This window comes from Streptomyces sp. NPDC001568, assembly GCF_042893755.1.
Classification (GTDB): Bacteria; Actinomycetota; Actinomycetes; order Streptomycetales; family Streptomycetaceae; genus Streptomyces.
On the sequence record NZ_JBIAVF010000001.1, the window covers coordinates 253,378 to 270,667 of the forward strand.

General features: G+C 73.1%; 16 protein-coding genes. 10 read left to right on the forward strand and 6 right to left on the reverse strand.

Annotation, left to right across the window (positions count from 1 at the left end; translation table 11 throughout):
- Nucleotides 1-54: 54 nt before the first annotated feature.
- The gene (locus tag ACFY0I_RS01250) at nt 55-267 is read right to left on the reverse strand and encodes an acyl-CoA carboxylase epsilon subunit (RefSeq protein ID WP_281205696.1); all 213 of its coding nucleotides are present in this window, start codon (nt 265-267) and stop codon (nt 55-57) included.
- 21 nt (nt 268-288) lie between these two features.
- A complete protein-coding gene (locus ACFY0I_RS01255) occupies nt 289-1,884 on the reverse strand; it encodes an acyl-CoA carboxylase subunit beta (protein ID WP_388888440.1) in 1,596 nt (531 codons plus the stop codon).
- Nucleotides 1,885-2,015: 131 nt separating this feature from the next.
- Here ACFY0I_RS01255 and ACFY0I_RS01260 point away from each other — a divergent pair, with 131 nt between their 5' ends.
- From ACFY0I_RS01260 to hutH, 5 genes are all read left to right on the forward strand, one after another.
- Entirely contained in the window at nt 2,016-2,882 is an 867-nt protein-coding gene (locus tag ACFY0I_RS01260; RefSeq protein WP_388888443.1) for a biotin--[acetyl-CoA-carboxylase] ligase, read from the forward strand.
- A 342-nt stretch (nt 2,883-3,224) separates the two neighbouring features.
- On the forward strand, nt 3,225-4,382 hold the full coding sequence (locus tag ACFY0I_RS01265) for an adenylate/guanylate cyclase domain-containing protein (RefSeq protein ID WP_388888446.1): 1,158 nt from the start codon (nt 3,225-3,227) through the stop codon (nt 4,380-4,382).
- 29 nt (nt 4,383-4,411) lie between these two features.
- Entirely contained in the window at nt 4,412-5,215 is an 804-nt protein-coding gene (locus tag ACFY0I_RS01270) for an enoyl-CoA hydratase/isomerase family protein (protein WP_388889293.1), read from the forward strand.
- A 165-nt stretch (nt 5,216-5,380) separates the two neighbouring features.
- Nucleotides 5,381-6,496, forward strand: coding sequence for a diguanylate cyclase domain-containing protein (locus ACFY0I_RS01275; RefSeq protein ID WP_388888449.1), 1,116 nt, complete (start codon nt 5,381-5,383; stop codon nt 6,494-6,496).
- A gap of 108 nt (nt 6,497-6,604) precedes the next feature.
- Nucleotides 6,605-8,146: a histidine ammonia-lyase gene (hutH, locus tag ACFY0I_RS01280; protein ID WP_388889296.1), complete on the forward strand. Its 1,542-nt coding sequence runs from the start codon at nt 6,605-6,607 to the stop codon at nt 8,144-8,146.
- A 79-nt stretch (nt 8,147-8,225) separates the two neighbouring features.
- On the opposite strand, the gene ACFY0I_RS01285 is transcribed toward hutH, so the two are convergent.
- The gene (locus ACFY0I_RS01285; RefSeq protein ID WP_388888452.1) at nt 8,226-8,579 is read right to left on the reverse strand and encodes an LPXTG cell wall anchor domain-containing protein; all 354 of its coding nucleotides are present in this window, start codon (nt 8,577-8,579) and stop codon (nt 8,226-8,228) included.
- Between the two features lie 107 nt (nt 8,580-8,686).
- On the opposite strand from ACFY0I_RS01285, the gene ACFY0I_RS01290 reads away from it, so the two are divergent.
- The 3 genes from ACFY0I_RS01290 (at nt 8,687) to ACFY0I_RS01300 (ending at nt 11,556) form a co-directional block, all read left to right on the forward strand.
- Nucleotides 8,687-9,028, forward strand: coding sequence for a hypothetical protein (locus tag ACFY0I_RS01290; RefSeq protein ID WP_388888455.1), 342 nt, complete (start codon nt 8,687-8,689; stop codon nt 9,026-9,028).
- A gap of 159 nt (nt 9,029-9,187) precedes the next feature.
- On the forward strand, nt 9,188-10,432 hold the full coding sequence (locus ACFY0I_RS01295) for an Ig-like domain-containing protein (protein ID WP_388888458.1): 1,245 nt from the start codon (nt 9,188-9,190) through the stop codon (nt 10,430-10,432).
- 149 nt (nt 10,433-10,581) lie between these two features.
- Nucleotides 10,582-11,556, forward strand: a complete 975-nt coding sequence (locus ACFY0I_RS01300; protein ID WP_388888461.1) for a GNAT family N-acetyltransferase — start codon at nt 10,582-10,584, stop codon at nt 11,554-11,556.
- A 34-nt stretch (nt 11,557-11,590) separates the two neighbouring features.
- Here the strand turns inward: ACFY0I_RS01300 and ACFY0I_RS01305 are convergent, their stop codons facing one another.
- Complete coding sequence (locus tag ACFY0I_RS01305; RefSeq protein WP_388888463.1) at nt 11,591-12,526, reverse strand: helix-turn-helix domain-containing protein; 936 nt, start codon at nt 12,524-12,526, stop codon at nt 11,591-11,593.
- 202 nt (nt 12,527-12,728) lie between these two features.
- Here ACFY0I_RS01305 and ACFY0I_RS01310 point away from each other — a divergent pair, with 202 nt between their 5' ends.
- Together ACFY0I_RS01310 and ACFY0I_RS01315 are read left to right on the forward strand one after the other, a co-directional pair.
- The gene (locus ACFY0I_RS01310; RefSeq protein WP_388888466.1) at nt 12,729-13,775 is read left to right on the forward strand and encodes an NAD(P)-dependent alcohol dehydrogenase; all 1,047 of its coding nucleotides are present in this window, start codon (nt 12,729-12,731) and stop codon (nt 13,773-13,775) included.
- Nucleotides 13,776-13,898: 123 nt separating this feature from the next.
- Nucleotides 13,899-16,073 carry a sulfatase-like hydrolase/transferase gene (locus tag ACFY0I_RS01315; RefSeq protein WP_388888469.1) on the forward strand — a complete coding sequence of 725 codons (2,175 nt, stop codon included), beginning with the start codon at nt 13,899-13,901 and terminating at the stop codon, nt 16,071-16,073.
- Here ACFY0I_RS01315 and ACFY0I_RS01320 read toward each other — a convergent pair.
- Both ACFY0I_RS01320 and msrA read right to left on the reverse strand, forming a co-directional pair.
- Entirely contained in the window at nt 16,060-16,545 is a 486-nt protein-coding gene (locus ACFY0I_RS01320; RefSeq protein ID WP_388888472.1) for a hypothetical protein, read from the reverse strand. The two genes, ACFY0I_RS01315 and ACFY0I_RS01320, sit on opposite strands and share 14 nt — an antisense overlap.
- Nucleotides 16,538-17,224, reverse strand: a complete 687-nt coding sequence (gene msrA, locus ACFY0I_RS01325) for a peptide-methionine (S)-S-oxide reductase MsrA (RefSeq protein WP_388888475.1) — start codon at nt 17,222-17,224, stop codon at nt 16,538-16,540. The genes ACFY0I_RS01320 and msrA overlap by 8 nt, the downstream gene beginning before the upstream one ends.
- Nucleotides 17,225-17,290 lie beyond the last annotated feature (66 nt).

Consider the following 17,290-nt stretch of genomic DNA (forward strand, 5'->3'; position numbering starts at 1 on the left):
TGCGTTCACGTCATCTTCGTCCGGTCCCCCGCCCGGTCGGGCGGGGGACCGGACTCAGCCCTGGCCGGGCCAGTACGTACGACCCCAGGCGCGCGGGCCCGGCCGCGGCAGCCGGCGGCGGGCCACCCGGCCCGGCGCGGCCCACTCGTCCGGAACCCGGGGCGCGCCCGACGGGGCCGAGGCCAGCGCCGCCGCGCGCGCTTGGACCACCGCCAGTGCGGCGGCCAGCTCCTCGGGGGTCGGGTTGCCCTTGACGACCTTGATCACCACGGAGATCTCCTCGGGGGGCTACAGGGGGATGTTGCCGTGCTTCTTCGGGGGCAGGGACTCCCGCTTGGTGCGCAGCTGGCGCAGGCCCTTCACCACGTGAGCGCGGGTCTCGGACGGCATGACCACCGCGTCGACGTAGCCGCGCTCGGCCGCCGTGTAGGGGTTGAGCAGGGCGTCCTCGTACTCGGTGATGAGCCGCGCGCGGGTCTCGTCGGCGGCGCCGGCCTGCTCCGCCTCGGCGATGGCCCGCCGGTGCAGGATGTTCACCGCGCCCTGGGCGCCCATGACGGCGATCTGGGCGGTCGGCCAGGCCAGGTTGAGGTCCGCGCCGAGGTGCTTGGAGCCCATGACGTCGTACGCCCCGCCGAAGGCCTTGCGGGTGATGACGGTGATCAGCGGGACGGTGGCCTCGGCGTAGGCGTAGATGAGCTTCGCGCCCCGCCGGATGATGCCGTTGTACTCCTGGTCCGTGCCGGGCAGGAAGCCCGGAACGTCCACGAACGTCAGCACGGGCACGTTGAAAGCGTCGCACGTTCGGACGAAGCGCGCAGCCTTCTCGGAAGCGTTGATGTCCAGGCAGCCGGCGAACTGCATCGGCTGGTTGGCGACGATGCCCACCGGGTGCCCCTCGACGCGGCCGAAGCCGGTCAGGATGTTCGGCGCGAACAGCGACTGCGTCTCCAGGAACTCCGCGTCGTCGAGCACGTGCTCGATCACGGTGTGCATGTCGTACGGCTGGTTCGCGCTGTCCGGGATCAGCGTGTCGAGTTCGAGGTCGGTAGCGGAGACCTCGGTGTCCGCCTCCTCCGGGAACGCGGGCGGCTCGGAGAGGTTGTTCGACGGCAGGTACGCCAGCAGGGACTTGACGTACTCGATGGCGTCCTTCTCGTCACCCGCCATGTGGTGGGCGACGCCGGACGTGCTGTTGTGCGTACGGGCTCCGCCGAGCTCCTCGAAGCCGACGTCCTCGCCGGTGACCGTCTTGATGACGTCCGGGCCGGTGATGAACATGTGCGAGGTCTGATCGACCATCACGGTGAAGTCGGTGATGGCGGGGGAGTACACGGCGCCGCCGGCGCAGGGGCCGACGACCAGGCTGATCTGCGGGATCACGCCGGACGCGTGGACGTTGCGGCGGAAGATCTCGCCGTACATGCCGAGCGCGCTGACGCCCTCCTGGATGCGGGCGCCGCCGGAGTCGTTGATGCCGACGAGCGGGCATCCGGTCTTCAGCGCGAAGTCCATGACCTTCATGATCTTCTGGCCGTAGACCTCGCCGAGGGCTCCGCCGAAGACGGTGAAGTCCTGCGAGAACACGGCCACCGGGCGGCCGTCCACCGTGCCGTAGCCGGTGACGACGCCGTCGCCGTAGGGCCGGGTCTTCTCCAGCCCGAAGTTGGTGGACCGGTGCCGGGCGAACTCGTCGAGCTCTACGAAGGACCCCTCGTCCAGCAGCAGTGCCACCCGCTCGCGTGCCGTCAGCTTGCCCTTGGCGTGCTGCTTCTCCACGGCGCGTTCGGAACCTGCGTGGGTGGCTTCCTCGACGCGGCGCCGCAGATCCGCGAGCTTGCCCGCGGTCGTGTGGATGTCGATCGGCTCTGAGGGTTGGGACATCGGGGTCGCGGCTCCCTGTGTGGTGTCAACTGCCTGGTCAATTGATTGACTGCTGCTGGCTACTGGTGCGTAGCGTATCGGCGGGCATGGCGCTCGGCAGTGCGGCGTTTGACACACCTACATTGACTTGCATGACGCCATCAGATGCTCCAACCGGAGCCTCCGCGGGACGCTGGTCGAGCCTGGACCGCCCTCCCCTCAACACCGCAGCCCTGCAACGCGCCCTCGTGACCGAGGGAGGCCTGTGGACCTCCCTGGAGGTCGTCCCCGCCACCGGGTCCACCAACACCGACCTCGCGGCGCGGGCCGGCTCGCTGCCCGAGGGGGCGGTGCTCGTCGCCGAGGAGCAGACCGCGGGGCGCGGGCGCCTCGACCGCAGCTGGACGGCGCCCGCCCGGTCCGGGCTGTTCTTCTCCGTCCTCCTCAAGCCGGGCCCGGGCGTGCCGGAGGAGCGGTGGGGGTGGCTGACCCTGCTGGCCGGGGTGGCCACCGCGACCGGGCTGTCCCGGGCGGCGGGTGTGGACACCATGCTTAAGTGGCCCAACGACCTGCTCGTCGGCGTGGACGGCGAGGAGCGCAAGACCGGCGGCATCCTCGCGGAGCGCGTCGCGGACGGGGTGGTCATCGGGATCGGCCTCAACGTGACCCTCACGGAGGACGAGCTGCCCGTGCCGACGGCCGGTTCGCTGCTGCTGGCCAAGGCGTCGGCGACGGACCGGGACCCGCTGCTGAAGACCGTGCTGCGCGCGCTGGAGCAGTGGTACGGGAACTGGCGCGACGCGGCGGGTGACCCGGGGGTCAGCGGGCTCCAGGAGGCGTACGCGGCCGGCTGCGCGACGCTGGGCAAGCACGTACGGGCGGACCTGCCCGGCGGGCGGACCCTCACCGGAACGGCCGAAGCGGTGGACGCGGACGGGCGGCTGGTGATCCGTACGGTCGAGGGTGAGCGGGAGGCCGTGGGGGCCGGTGACGTGGTGCACCTTCGGTCCGTGCGCTGACCCTGGCCGGGTGGGGGTGGGGCGGCCCGCTTTCGGTTGCGCCCGGTGCGGAGGGTGCGGCCGGGTTGCCGGGGGCTCCGCCCCCGGGACCCCGGGACCCCGGGCCCCCGCGCCCCGGACGCCGGCGGGGCCGGACGGGGGCTGCGCAGGTCGCCTCGAACGCCTGCGGGGCCGGATTTCCCGGCCGGGCCGGTGTTCCCCGCGGGGCCGGCTCGGGGGATGGCCGGGACCCGGAAGTGGAGGAGTGAGCTACGGCACACCTGCCGTATGGTTTAGGCGATCCCGGTCCTCCCGGTGATCACCCGGTTCGGCAGTGCGCACGGAATGGACAGGAGGCGGCCCTTGACCGTCGACGACCCTACGTCCGGCGCGTCCGGGGCCGGCTCGGGGAGCGGCCCCGGGACCCCCATCGGGCGGGACCAGCACACGCCGCACCACGAGGTCGACCACACGGCGCAGCCGACGGCCGATCCGTTGGCGATCCGGCTGGAGCAGCTGATCCTCGGCGCCGAGCGGCGGTACACGCCCTTCCAGGCGGCCCGTAGCGCCGGTGTGTCGATGGAGTTGGCCTCGCGCTTCTGGCGGGCCATGGGCTTCGCCGACATCGGCCAGGCCAAGGCGCTCACGGAGGCCGACGTACTGGCCCTGCGACGGCTCGCGGGTCTGGTGGAGGCCGGGCTGCTGTCCGAGCCGATGGCGGTGCAGGTGGCCCGGTCCACCGGGCAGACCACCGCCCGACTGGCCGAATGGCAGATCGATTCCTTCCTGGAGGGGCTGACCGAGCCGCCCGAGCCGGGAATGACCCGTACCGAGGTCACGTACCCGCTGGTCGAGCTGTTGCTGCCGGAGCTGGAGGAGTTCCTCGTCTACGTGTGGCGGCGCCAGCTGGCGGCCGCGACGGGGCGGGTCGTGCAGGTCGCGGACGACGAGGAGATGGTCGACCGGCGCCTGGCGGTGGGCTTCGCGGACCTGGTCGGGTTCACCCGGCTGACCCGCCGGCTGGAGGAGGAGGAGCTCGGCGAGCTCGTCGAGGCCTTCGAGACGACGGCGGCCGACCTGGTGGCGGCGCACGGCGGCCGGTTGATCAAGACCCTGGGCGACGAGGTGCTGTACTGCGCCGACGACGCGGCGACGGCCGCGGAGATCGCGCTGAGGCTGATCGAGACGATGGAGGCCGATCCGCAGATGCCCGAGCTGCGGGTCGGGATCGCCTTCGGCACGGTGACGACGCGGATGGGCGACGTCTTCGGGACCACGGTGAACCTCGCCAGCCGGCTTACCTCCATAGCGCCGAAGGACGCGGTGCTCGTCGACGGGGCGATGGCCGAGGAGCTCGGCCGCACCGGCGCGGCGCCGCTCTCGGAGAAGTCGGCGGAGCTGGAGGAGGGCGGCGGCGCCTACCGGTTCGCGCTCCAGCCGATGTGGCAGCGGCCCGTCCGCGGACTGGGCGTCGTGGAGCCCTGGTCGTTGACGCGGCGGAAGCCTAAGATCCCCGGGTAACGTTCGTTAACCGGGAGGGTGGCGTGGCTGTGGACGAGGTCCGATTCGGGGAGTTCGTCGCGGTGCGGCGCCACGGCGACGGAGGTGCGGTCGCCGAGCTGGTGCTGGACCGGCCCAAGGCGATGAACGCCGTGTCGACGGAGATGGCGCGCTCGATCGGCTCGGCGTGCGCGGCGCTGGCCGCCGACGCCTCCGTACGGGTCGTGGTGCTGTCCTCGACGCACGAGCGGGCCTTCTGTGTCGGCGCCGACCTCAAGGAGCGCAACTCCTTCTCCGACGCCGAGCTGGTGCGGCAGCGGCCGACCACCCGCGGGGCGTACGGGGGCGTGCTGGAGCTGCCGATGCCCACCATCGCGGCGGTGCACGGCTTCGCGCTCGGCGGCGGCTTCGAGCTGGCACTGGCCTGCGACGTCATCGTGGCCGACGAGAGCGCCGTGGTCGGCCTCCCCGAGGTGTCCGTGGGCGTCATCCCGGGCGGTGGCGGTACGCAGCTGCTGCCGCGCCGGGTCGGGGCGGCCCGGGCCGCCGAGCTGATCTTCACGGCCCGCCGGGTGGAGGCCGCCGAGGCGCTGTCCCTGGGCCTGGTCGACTCGCTGGCCCCGGCGGGCGAGGACCGTACGCAGGCCCTGGCGCTGGCCGGGCGGATGGCGGCGAACTCCCCGGTCGGGCTGCGCGCGGCCAAGCGGGCCCTGCGGCTGGGGCACGGCATGGACCTGTCGGCGGGGCTGGAGATCGAGGACGCGGCCTGGCGGACGGTCGCCTTCTCGGGGGACCGGGCCGAGGGCGTGGCGGCGTTCAACGAGAAGCGCAAGCCGAACTGGCCGGGGCAGTGACGCCCGCCGGGGCGCGGACGAGCGGCCGGACGTAACGAGCGGTGCGGCCGTAACGAGCGGCGCCGGGCCGGACCGGGCCGGACCCGCCCCGGCTCGGGGCGGTCGGCGGAGCCGAATGCCGCGCCGGCCGTCACCGAATAGGACAAAACTCCCTAATCTGGAGTGATGGGAGTTGACGGGCGGCTGAGAGCCGTCGTGGGCCTCGCGCAGGCCATGGCGGCCGCCTGCGCGCCGCGGGACAGCGTCCGGGCGGCCGCGCGCGGCGCGCGCCTGGCGATGGACGGCTCCTTCGCCGCGATCTCCGCCTGGGAACGCGAGCGGGGCCGGCTGCGCGTCCTCGTCAACGAGGGGGAGCGGCGCGCCGGGGAGGAGGAGTTCCCCGAGGACGAGTCCTACCCCGTGCACGACTTCCCGGAGATCACCGAGTTCCTCCACGAGCGCTGGGTCGGTGGCGGCGGGCCCCACGCGTGGGTCGAGAGCGCCGTCGGCGAGCGTCCCGGGCGGCGGGGCGAGGCGTTGCGCCGGCGCGGCCGGGGGACCTGCGTGGTCGCGCCGATCGTGCTCAGCGGGCGGGCCTGGGGGGAGCTCTACGTCGCCCGGGACGAGGGGCTGCCCGACTTCGACGAGGACGACGCGGAGTTCGCGACCGTGCTCGCGGCCGTCGTCGCCGCCGGGTTGGCGCAGAACGAACGCCTGGAGGAGGCGCGCCGGCTCGCCTTCACCGACCCCCTCACCGGTCTCGCCAACCGGCGGTCCGTGGACATGCGCCTCGACGAGGCGCTGGAGGAACACCGGCGGACCGGGGTCGTGGTGAGCCTGGTCGTGTGCGACCTCAACGGGCTCAAGAAGGTCAATGACACGCTCGGCCACGCCATGGGCGACCGGCTCCTCGAACGCTTCGGCTCCGTCCTCAGCCTGTGCGGCGCGATGCTCGCCGGCACCCTCGTGGCGCGGCTCGGGGGCGACGAGTTCTGCCTCGTCAGCGTCGGACCGCCCGCCGACGACGTCGTCCGCGTCACCGAGGAGGTGTGCCGGCGGGCCGCCGCCCTCGAACTCGGGGAGGGGGTGGCCTGCGGGGTCGCCTCCACCGGGGACCCCATCGGGCTCGTCAAGTCCTCCCGGCGGCTGTTCCGGCTCGCCGACGCCGCCCAGTACAAGGCCAAGGCGGCCCGCTCCCCGCACCCGGTCGTCGCGGGCCGCGACACCGCCGTCGTACGTCTCGCGGACGCGGCCGCGCAGGAGGGCCCGGGCGAACGGCGCCGGTTCCGCGGCAGGGGGTGAGGGTGGCGCACGGGGGGTGCGGACGTAAGGGGTGGTCGTGCTGCTCGATCGTGACGAACTCGGGTGGTGACATGAAGGGATTCAGTCCGTAGGGTGCTGAATATGGATATGCACACTGTCGTGGTGGGGACGTCCGGAACCACCGCCGAGGACGTCATCGCCGTGGCCCGCGGCAACGCGCGGGTCGAGCTGTCCGGCGAGGCGCTCGAAGCCCTCGCCCGAGCCCGCGCCATCGTCGACGCGTTGGCCGCCAAGCCCGAGCCCGTCTACGGGGTCTCCACCGGCTTCGGCGCCCTCGCCTCCCGGCACATCAGCCCCGAGCTGCGCGCCCAGCTCCAGCGCAACATCGTCCGCTCGCACGCCGCCGGCATGGGCCCGCGCGTCGAGCGCGAGGTCGTGCGCGCCCTGATGTTCCTGCGGCTGAAGACCGTGGCCTCCGGGCACACGGGCGTGCGGCCCTCCGTCGCGCAGACCATGGCGGACGTGCTGAACGCCGGGATCACCCCCGTCGTCCACGAGTACGGCTCCCTCGGCTGCTCCGGTGACCTCGCGCCGCTGTCCCACTGCGCGCTCGCGCTCATGGGCGAGGGCGACGCCGAAGGCCCCGACGGCGCCGTCCGCCCCGCGGGCGAGCTGCTCGCCGAGGCCGGCATCGAGCCCGTCGAGCTCCGCGAGAAGGAGGGCCTCGCCCTCCTCAACGGCACCGACGGCATGCTCGGCATGCTGATCATGGCCCTCGCCGACCTGGGCACCCTCTACACCTCCGCCGACATCACCGCCGCCCTCACCCTGGAGGCGCTGCTCGGTACGGAGAAGGTCCTCCAGCCCGAGCTGCACGCCATCCGCCCGCACCCCGGTCAGGGTGCCTCGGCCGCCAACATGGCCGCCGTGCTGAAGGGCTCCGGGCTGACCGGGCACTTCCAGGAGGAGTCCGCCCCGCGCGTCCAGGACGCCTACTCGGTGCGCTGCGCCCCGCAGGTCGCCGGCGCAGGCCGGGACACCATGGCGCACGCCGCGATGGTCGCCTCCCGCGAGCTGGCCGCCGCCGTCGACAACCCGGTGGTGCTGCCGGACGGACGCGTCGAGTCCAACGGCAACTTCCACGGCGCCCCCGTCGCGTACGTGCTGGACTTCCTGGCCATCGCCGCCGCCGACCTCGGTTCGATCGCCGAGCGCCGCACCGACCGGCTGCTGGACAAGAACCGCAGCCACGGCCTGCCGCCGTTCCTCGCGGACGACGCCGGCGTGGACTCCGGCCTGATGATCGCCCAGTACACGCAGGCAGCCCTGGTCAGCGAGATGAAGCGGCTCGCGGTGCCGGCCTCCGCCGACTCGATCCCCTCCTCCGCCATGCAGGAGGACCACGTCTCCATGGGGTGGTCGGCCGCGCGCAAGCTGCGTACGGCGATCGACAACCTGACCCGGATCATCGCGATCGAGCTCTACGCGGCCACCCGGGCCATCGAGCTCCGTCACGGGCTGACCCCGGCGCCGGCCAGCCGGGCCGCCATCGGCGCGGCGCGCGCGGCCGGGGTGCAGGGTCCCGGGCCGGATCGCTTCCTCGCCCCCGACCTGGCCGCCGCCGACGCGTTCGTGCGCGCGGGCGGGCTCGTCGCGGCGGTGGAGCCGGTGACGGGTCCCCTCGCCTGACGGTCGACGTACCGGACGGGGCCGGGCCCCGGGGATCGCTCCCCGGGGCCCGGCCCCTTCGCGTTCTGCGCGTACGCCGCTACCGGGTGCGGGAGCGGCGTACGGAGAAGGTCACGAACCCGGCGCCCAGACCCAGGCAGAGCGTGCCGCCCAGGACGTACGGGGTGGTGTCCGTACTGCCGGTGTCGGCGAGCGTGAGGGTGACCGTGGAGGTCCGGTCCCCGGCGGAGGCGTCCTCGGACGCGCCGGACCCGGTGGCGTCGTCTCCCGCGAGGACGCCGTTGACGGTGCCGGTGTTGGCGGCGGCGGGGCCGCCGGAAGAACTCGCCGTGTTCCGGTCCGGAGCGGTGGCGTTCGCCGAGGGAACGAACCAGAGGACGGCGAGGAGGGTGGTCGCTCCGAGAGCGGTGAGCAGCGGTCGACGTGCGGACACGGTGCGATCCCCCTTGTGGCAGCAGCGAATTGGCCGTGTGCGCCGATGCTAGTGAAGAGGGCGGGTCGTGGGAAAGTCGAGGCTGTCGCGGGCTTACTCTCCGTCGTATGAACCCTTCTGAGACATCACGATACGTACGCCTTCGGGTGGATTTGGTCCTCGAAGTCTCCGACTCCGAGGCGCTCATCGGCGCCGCGCTCGGCCACATCAAAGCGGACGAGTTCATGCCGGACGAGGAGCGCGGCCATGCCGAGGCCGCCGTCCGGCAGGACGAATCGGAGGCGCTGGCCTACCTGGTGGACCCCACCGACCTGGTCGCGGAACTGCCCGGAATCGAACTGGCACAGGCCTCCTGGAGCAGTGAACCGGTCGAATACGACCCCGAGTCCCTGGAGTGGGACCTCGACGAGGAAGATGGGGACTTCGAGGAAGAGGCGGACAACGCCTGACCGTGGGGTTGCACACATTCGAACGGAGTGTGGAACCGATCCGCGTTGTTAACGCGTTGTCAGGACGAGCAGGGGGTGATGCCCCCTGCCCGGCCCAATCCCGGGAATGCAGCCTCGGGGTTTCCGGCAACGATGGAGTGACGTGTGAGGACGTACAGCATGCGGCGGAAAAGGTCCCTGGTGGCCGTGTCCGCCGTGCTCGGCGGCGTACTGATGCTCTCGGCCTGCAACGACGGGGGTACCGAGAAGCCTCAGGGCAGCGCGGAAACGGGCAAGGCGCAGGCGGACGTGGACGCGGCGGCGGCCAAGGACGCCTCCAAGGCGAAGATAGAGATCACGCCCAAGGACGGCTCCACCAACATAGCCCTGAACGACGCGGCGAACGTCACCGTCAGCGACGGGAAGCTCACCCAGGTCGAGTTGAAGAGCTCCGAGGGCGCCGTGGTGGCGGGCAAGATAGCCGCCGACGGCAAGAGCTGGAAGCCGGACGCGGCCCTCAAGCGCTCCACGAAGTACGCGCTGGCGGCGACCGCGAAGGACGAGGCCGGGCGCGAGGCCCACGAGAACGCCTCGTTCACCACCCTCTCGCCGGAGAACAGCTTCGTCGGCTCGTTCGTCCCGGACGAGGGCCAGACGGTCGGCGTGGGCATGCCGGTCTCGATCACCTTCAACAAGCCGATCAAGGACCAGAAGGCCGTCCAGTCGGCGATCACGGTCAGCTCCAGCAGCGGCCAGGAAGTCGTCGGCCACTGGTTCGGCAACCAGCGCCTGGACTTCCGCCCGGAGGAGTACTGGAAGGCGAACTCCACGGTCACCCTGAAGCTCGCGCTCCAGGGCGTGCAGGGCGCACCCGGCATCCAGGGCGTGCAGAACAAGACCGTCACCTTCAAGGTCGGCCGGAGCCAGGTCTCCACCGTCGACGTGACGGCGAAGACGATGACGGTCACCCGGGACGGCGCGGTCCTCAAGACCATCCCGATCTCGGCGGGCTCCCCGGAGAACCCCACGTACAACGGTCAGATGGTGATCTCCGAGAAGTTCAAGGAGACCCGGATGGACGGCGCCACCGTCGGCTTCAAGGGCAATGACGGCAAGGGCGAGTACGACATCAAGGACGTCCCGCACGCGATGCGGCTGTCCACCTCCGGCACCTTCATCCACGGCAACTACTGGGGCGCCGACTCGATCTTCGGGAAGGTGAACACCAGTCACGGCTGTGTCGGTCTGAACGACGCCAAGGGCGCCAACGACCCGGACCAGCCCGGCGCGTGGTTCTTCGACAACTCGCTGATCGGCGACGTCGTCACCGTGAAGAACTCCCCGGACAAGACCATCAAGCCGGAGAACGGCCTCAACGGCTGGAACATGAACTGGGCGGAGTGGAAGGCCGGCTCGGCCGCCTGACAACCCGACCGACCGCCGACGACGGCGCCACCGGTCGAACCCGCGAACGGCGGGGAGCCCCTCACGGGCTCCCCGCCGTTCGCGCGTCCACGGCCCGCGGGGCGGTGGCCGGTCCGCGTGATCGTGACCGCACGGCCTAGGGTCGGGGCATGACGAAGATCGAGACACTGTCCGTGCCCCCGACCGACGACGAGGTGGACACCTGGTGGGCGGTGCAGGTCTCCGCGCACGCGGCCGACACCGCCGCGCTGCCCGGCGTACCCGCCCCCACCCGGGCGGAGACGGCCGGGCGGCTGCGCGTCCCGTCCGGCCGGGGACGGTTCGCGCACTGGGCGCAGGCCGACGGCGAGGGCCACGCCTCCCTGCTGCTGTTCACCGAGGAGGGCAACACCCACACCGCGTTCCTCGACGAGCTGACGGTGCGCCCCGACTCCCGCCGCCGGGGCGTGGGCAGCGCCCTGTGGGAGCGGACCCGCGCCGAGCTGATCGAACAGGGCCGGACCTCGGTGTCCACCGTCGCCGACACGGGCGGGCCCGCACAGGCCTTCCTGGAGGCCGCCGGCTTCGTGAACGTGCTGCCGATGGCCTGGTACGTGCAGGAGCTCGGGGAGGACCCGGCCGCGGAGGCCGACCCCGACGTCTCCGGGTACGAGCTCCTCACCTGGGCCGGTCTGGTCCCCGACGCGTGGGCCCCGGCCGCCGCCGCGGCCCACGCAGCGATGGAGGACGCGCCCTCCGGCGACGGCGACGAGCGGTTCACCGCCTGGACGCCGGAGCGGGTGCACGCCGCGCAGCGGCTCGTCCTGGACCGCGGCGGGAAGATGCTGATGGTCGCCGCCGTCACCTCCGCCGGGGAGATCGCCGCGTACACGGCGCTCGTGATCCCCGACCCGGACGGGCCGCGCGCCCTCCAGTACGACACCGTCGTCGTCCCCGCCCACCGGGGCCGCGGTCTGGGACGTGCCGTGAAACTGCGGATGCGGGCCGAGGCGGCCGTACGACACCCGGCGCTGCGCCGGATCGGTACGACCGTCGCCGACGAGAACGCCCCGATGCTGGCCGTGAACGAGGCCCTCGGCTACCGGCGCGAGCGCGGCGCGGCCGTCTTCCGGCTGGCGCTCTGACCCCGAAGGCCCGACGCGCCCCCGGGGCGGAGCGTCAGGCGGGCTCCGCCGCGCGCGCCGTTCCCGACCCGGGGGGCGGCGGCGGGGCGGGCCGCGACGACGCGGAGGGCGTCGGCTCGTGGGCCGGCGCCGACCAGGACGACAGCAGCCGCAGCGCGTCCGCCGAGGGGGAGCCCGGCACGGCGTGGTAGGTCACCAGGAACTGGGCCGGATCGTCGGGCAGCGCCAGCGTCTCGAACGGCAGCACCAGCTCGCCCACCACCGGGTGGCGCAGCCGCTTCACCCCGTGCGTCTTCTTGTCCGCCACCGTGTGCGCCGCCCACAGCCGGCGGAACTCCTCGCTCTTCACGGACAGCTCCCCGACCAGTACGGACAGCTGCTCGTCGTCGGGGTACTGGCCCGCGTACATCCGCAGGTTGCTCACGACCTCGCAGGCCCGGCACTCCCACTCCGCGTACAGCTCGGCCGTCGCCGGGTCGAGGAACACCAGCCGCACCAGGTTCCGCTCCGCCGCCGGCATCATCCCGAAGTCGCCGAAGACGGCCGCGGCCAACCGGTTCCAGCCGATGACGTCCTGTCGCCGCCCCACCAGGTACGCCGGTACGCCCTCCATCGCCTCCAGCAGGCTCCGCAGCTCCGGGCGGACCTGCTGCGGGCGCCGCGACCGGCTGCGACCGCGGGCCCGGGGCCGCGCCAGGTGGGTCAGGTGGTCCGACTCGGTGCCGTCGAGCCGCAGCGCTCGCGCGATGGCGTCCAGGACCTCCGCCGACACGTTCTGCCCGTGCCCCTGCTCCAGCCGCGTGTAGTACGTCACCGACACCCCGGCCAGTTGCGCCAGCTCCTCGCGGCGCAGCCCGGGAACCCGCCGGTGCCGGCCGTAGTCGGGCAGGCCGACGTCCTCGGGGCGCAGCCGGGCACGGCGGCTGCGCAGGAACTCGCCGAGTTCGGCTCGCTGATCAAGCTGGTCCATACCGCCAGTATCCCCGGGCGGGACCGCGGACGAGGGGACGAGCCTGACCCCGCCAAGGGTAGGTTCGCCAGTCCTAGGCACGGCAGGGGTCTGGGTGGGCCGCTCGGACCGGGGCAGGGTGGAAGTACCGCAGTACGGACGTCGGACCCCGACGTCACCCATGACGTCACAGCTCGGCGTCCTCGTCAGAGGAGATCACCCCATGTCCGTCACCCAGGTCCCCGCCTACGCCGCTCCCGCCGCGAAGGCCCCGCTGGAGCGCACCACCGTCCCGCGCCGCCCGGTCGGCGAGCACGACGTCCTCATAGACATCAAGTACGCCGGCATCTGCCACTCCGACATCCACCAGGCCAACGACGGCTGGGGCGAGGGCATCTTCCCGATGGTCCCTGGCCACGAGATCGCCGGCATCGTCACCGAGATCGGTGCGGGCGTGACGAAGTTCGCCGTCGGCGACCGGGTGGGCGTGGGCTGCTTCGTGGACTCCTGCCGGGAGTGCGAGTACTGCCTGCGCGGCCAGGAGCAGTACTGCGTCAAGGGCATGACCGGCACCTACAACGCCCTCGACAAGAAGGGCGAGCCCACCTACGGCGGCTACTCGACCCACATCGTCGTCGACGAGAACTACACCCTGCGCATCCCCGACGGCGTCGAGCTCGACGTCGCCGCGCCGCTGCTGTGCGCGGGCATCACCCTGTACTCGCCGCTGCGGCACTGGCAGGCGGGGCCCGGCAAGAAGATCGCGATCGTCGGACTCGGCGGGCTCGGCCACATGGGCGTGAAGATCGCCGCCGCCCTCGGCGCGGAGGTCACCGTCCTGTCGCAGAGCCTGCGCAAGAAGGAGGACGGCCTGAAGCTGGGCGCCGCGCACTACTACGCGACGAGCGACCCGAGCACCTTCGAGGAACTGGCCGGCACCTTCGACCTGATCGTGTCCACCGTCTCCGCGCCGCTCGGCCTCGACCGCTACCTCGCCCTGCTGAAGGTCGACGGGGCGCTCGTGAACGTCGGCGCTCCGGAGGAGCCGGTCGAGCTGAACCTGTTCTCCGTCATCGGCGGCCGCAAGACCCTCGCCGGGTCGATGATCGGCGGCATCCCCGAGACCCAGGAGATGCTCGACTTCTGCGCCGAGCACGGCCTGGGCGCCGAGATCGAGGTCATCTCGGCCGACCGGATCAACGAGGCGTACGAGCGGGTCCTGTCGAGCGACGTCCGCTACCGCTTCGTGATCGACACGGCGACGATCTGACGCGGCGGGCCGGCGGCTCGCCGCCGGCCCGTGTCACACGTTCTTCACGTCCCGTGCATGGCCTTGGCGCGGTCCGGGTGTCGATGATCTCCTCACCGCCCCGCCGCCGCCAAGGAGTTCACGATGCCCAGCCGCCGCCACTTCATCGCCGGATCCGCGGCGGCCGTCGGGCTCGCCGCGCTTCCCCAACTGCCCGCAGCCGCCGCGGAGTCGGCCACCGCGACCGCGCCCGGGGGCGCCCCGAACCTCGTGGTGGTGCTGGCCGACGACCTCGGGTACGGCGATCTCTCCCCGTACGGCCAGAAGCTGATCAGTACCCCGCGCATCGGCCAACTCGCCGCGGAGGGGCTGCGGTTCACCGACGCCTACGCGGCCGCCGCCGTCTGCGCGCCCTCGCGCGCCGCCCTGTTGACCGGTCTGCACACCGGGCACGCCCCCGTCCGCGCCAACCCGGGCAGCGGCGGTCAGGCCGGCCTCGGCGCCGGGGACACCACCTTCGCGGAAGTGCTGCGGGCGCGCGGTTACCGTACGGGCCTGTTCGGCAAGTGGGGCTTCGGGCCGGAGGCCGCCGACCAGCCGAGCCACCCGCTGTCGCGCGGCTTCGAGCAGTTCTACGGCTACATCGACCACGGTCACGCCCACCAGTACTACCCGTCGTACCTGTGGCGCGACGGGGTCAAGGAGCCGGTCGCGGCGGGCACCTTCGCCCCCGACGCCATCGCCGCGCGCGCCCTCGACTTCATCGACGCGCACGCGGCCGGACCCGACCCCTTCCTGCTCCTGCTCACCCCGAACCTGCCGCACGCGCCCAGCGAGGTCCCGGACCTCGGCCCGTACGCCTCGAAATCCTGGAGCAAGGCGAACAAGGCGCACGCCGCGCAGATCGGCCTGCTCGACGCGCAGGTCGGCGCGGTCGTGGACCGGCTGCGGGCGCACGGGATCGCGGAGCGCACGGTCGTCCTCGTCGCCTCCGACAACGGCCCCCACGAGGAGGGCGGCGTGGACCCCGACCTGTTCGACGCCAACGGCCCGCTGCGCGGCTACAAGCGCAACCTCTACGAGGGCGGCGTACGGGTCCCCCTGATCGCCTGGGGGCCCGGCCGGATCGCGGCGGGTGCCACCAGCGCCCGCCCCACCCCGCTCCACGACCTGCTGCCCACCCTCGCCGACCTGGCGGGCGCCCCGGCCCCCTCCGACATCGACGGCCTCTCGGCGGCCCCCGTCCTCGCCGGAGCCCCGGCCCTGGCCCCGATCCACTCCCACCTGTACTGGTACCGCGACGAGCAGGGCGTCACCTCCCGGGCCGACGCCCAGGACGGCGGCCGCGCCAAGCGGGTCGCCGAGGCCATCCGCAAGGACCGCTGGAAGGGCGTCCGGTTCGCCCCGGGACGGGACCGCGAAGCCCCCGACGCGCAATGGCAGTTCGAGCTGTACGACCTGACGGCCGACCTCGGTGAGCAGCGCGACGTGGCGGCGGCGAACCCGTCGGTGGTCGCCTCCCTGACGACGCTGCTGCGCGCGTCCTGGGCGCCGACCTACCCGCGCCGGGCCTGGGGCCTGACGGCCGTCCCGGACGCGGCCGGCGCCACCGTCACGACCCGGCTGTCGAACGGCGCCGCCCGGGCCTGGCCGGACGCCCGGGTCGCGCTGAGCGTCCCGGCGGGCTGGACGGCGACCCCGGCGGGCCCGGTGACGGCCGCTTCCCTGGCCCCGGGGCAGACCCTGACCACGGTGTGGACGGTGACCGGGCCCGCCGCGGCGACGTCCGCCCTGCTGACGGCGTCCGCGACCACCTCCGCGTACCGATTCTCGGCGCCCGTCCGCTTCGCCCCGTTGCCGGCCCCGCCGACCCGGGACGGGTACCTCAGTGACCTGCCGTGGGTGTCCGCCGCCAACGGCTGGGGCCCCGTCGAGGTGGACCGTTCCAACGGGCGCAAGGAGGCGGGCGACGGCACCCCGATCGCGTTCGGCGGGGTGACGTACGCCAAGGGGCTCGGCGTGCACGCCCCGTCGGAGGTCGTCTACCACCTGGGCGGGCGGGCGGCCCGCTTCACGGCCCTGGTCGGCATCGACGACTTCTCGAAGCAGCAGTCGGCGGCCGGGGCGACCCGGGCCGTCGTCCGCGCCGACGGCCGCACCCTGCTGACCACGGCCGTCCTCACGGGAGCCGGCGGCCCCACCGCCGTCGACCTGGACGTCACCGGCGTGCGCCTGCTCCACCTGGTGGTGGAGGACGCCAACGGCAACTCCGCCTTCGACCACACCTCGTGGGCCCGCCCGCACGTCACGGTGCGCTGAGCGCCCCCGGCCCGTCGGCCGCGCCGGGAGGGGCCGGCCACGCGTGGACGTACCGGTCGGCGGCCCGGTCGAAGGTGACCTCGACGGGGTGGGGAGCCAGGGCGAACTCCTCCTCGGCCCAGCGCAGCAGCGCCGCCGCCAGGCCCTCCGGCTGGAAGTCCGCCTCGGGGAACGACACGCGGTGCACCGTGATCAGGACGTGCGCGCCCGGGTGCCGGGCCCCGACGGCCGGCGCCGCCACCGCCGCGCCGTGACGGAGCAGACCGGCCTCGGCGGCGTCGAGCCGCTTGCCCCGGCGGTCCGACGGCGGATGCGCACGGACGGGGGCGGTGTCGAGCCACACCCCGTCCGCGACCCGCTCGCCCCGGCCGGGCGGCGCGGGGCCGACGACCGCCGAGGCCGTCAACTCGATCCATATGCCCCACGGGCCCCGCAGGACCCGGTAGAGAACGCTGCGGGGACCGTCAGGCATCCGGGGACGAGGACGGGGACGGGGCCGCGGCGACGCCGATCGGGCAGGAGACGCCCGTGCCGCCGATGCCGCAGTAGCCGCCCGGGTTCTTGTCGAGGTACTGCTGGTGCTCCGGTTCCGCGGGCCAGAAGGGGCGCTCCGCGGCGGGCAGGACGGCCGTGGTGATCTCGCCGTGGCCGGACGCGGTGAGGACGCGCTGGTAGGCGGCGCGGGAGGCCTCGGCCGTGGCCTGCTGGGCGGGGGAGTGGGTGTAGATCGACGAGCGGTACTGGGTGCCGACGTCGTTGCCCTGACGGAAGCCCTGGGTCGGGTCGTGGGCCTCCCAGAACACCTTCAGGAGGGTCTCGTAGGAGACCAGCGCGGGATCGAAGACCACGCGGACGACCTCGGTGTGCCCGGTCAGGCCGGAGCAGACCTCCTCGTACGCGGGGTTCTCGGTGAAGCCGCCCTGGTAGCCGGCCAGGGTGGTCCACACCCCGGGGGTCTGCCAGAACTTGCGCTCCGCGCCCCAGAAACAGCCGAGGCCGAAGTCGGCCGTTTCGAGGTGGGCGGGGTACGGGCCGGTCAGGGGGTTGCCGAGGACGGTGTGGCGCTCCGGCAGGGCGAACAGCGGGTGCGCGCGGCCCTTCAGGGCCTCCTCGCGGGTGGGCAGCTCGGGCGTGCGGCGGTACGAGAACATGGATTCCCTCCTTGTAGTCCTGACAACGGCCGGGGGCGGGCCGGGATTCCCCGACCCGCCCCCGAC

What these genes read in the sequence shown, in the direction of transcription:
- ACFY0I_RS01255 (WP_388888440.1), bottom strand. Translation starts at nt 1,884, where the DNA reads ATGTCCCAACCCTCAGAGCCGATCGACATCCACACGACCGCGGGCAAG.
- ACFY0I_RS01260 (WP_388888443.1), top strand. Translation starts at nt 2,016, where the DNA reads ATGACGCCATCAGATGCTCCAACCGGAGCCTCCGCGGGACGCTGGTCG.
- ACFY0I_RS01275 (WP_388888449.1), top strand. Translation starts at nt 5,381, where the DNA reads ATGGGAGTTGACGGGCGGCTGAGAGCCGTCGTGGGCCTCGCGCAGGCC.
- hutH (WP_388889296.1), top strand. Translation starts at nt 6,605, where the DNA reads ATGCACACTGTCGTGGTGGGGACGTCCGGAACCACCGCCGAGGACGTC.
- ACFY0I_RS01290 (WP_388888455.1), top strand. Translation starts at nt 8,687, where the DNA reads ATGAACCCTTCTGAGACATCACGATACGTACGCCTTCGGGTGGATTTG.
- ACFY0I_RS01295 (WP_388888458.1), top strand. Translation starts at nt 9,188, where the DNA reads ATGCGGCGGAAAAGGTCCCTGGTGGCCGTGTCCGCCGTGCTCGGCGGC.
- ACFY0I_RS01300 (WP_388888461.1), top strand. Translation starts at nt 10,582, where the DNA reads ATGACGAAGATCGAGACACTGTCCGTGCCCCCGACCGACGACGAGGTG.
- ACFY0I_RS01305 (WP_388888463.1), bottom strand. Translation starts at nt 12,526, where the DNA reads ATGGACCAGCTTGATCAGCGAGCCGAACTCGGCGAGTTCCTGCGCAGC.
- ACFY0I_RS01310 (WP_388888466.1), top strand. Translation starts at nt 12,729, where the DNA reads ATGTCCGTCACCCAGGTCCCCGCCTACGCCGCTCCCGCCGCGAAGGCC.
- ACFY0I_RS01315 (WP_388888469.1), top strand. Translation starts at nt 13,899, where the DNA reads ATGCCCAGCCGCCGCCACTTCATCGCCGGATCCGCGGCGGCCGTCGGG.
- ACFY0I_RS01320 (WP_388888472.1), bottom strand. Translation starts at nt 16,545, where the DNA reads ATGCCTGACGGTCCCCGCAGCGTTCTCTACCGGGTCCTGCGGGGCCCG.
- msrA (WP_388888475.1), bottom strand. Translation starts at nt 17,224, where the DNA reads ATGTTCTCGTACCGCCGCACGCCCGAGCTGCCCACCCGCGAGGAGGCC.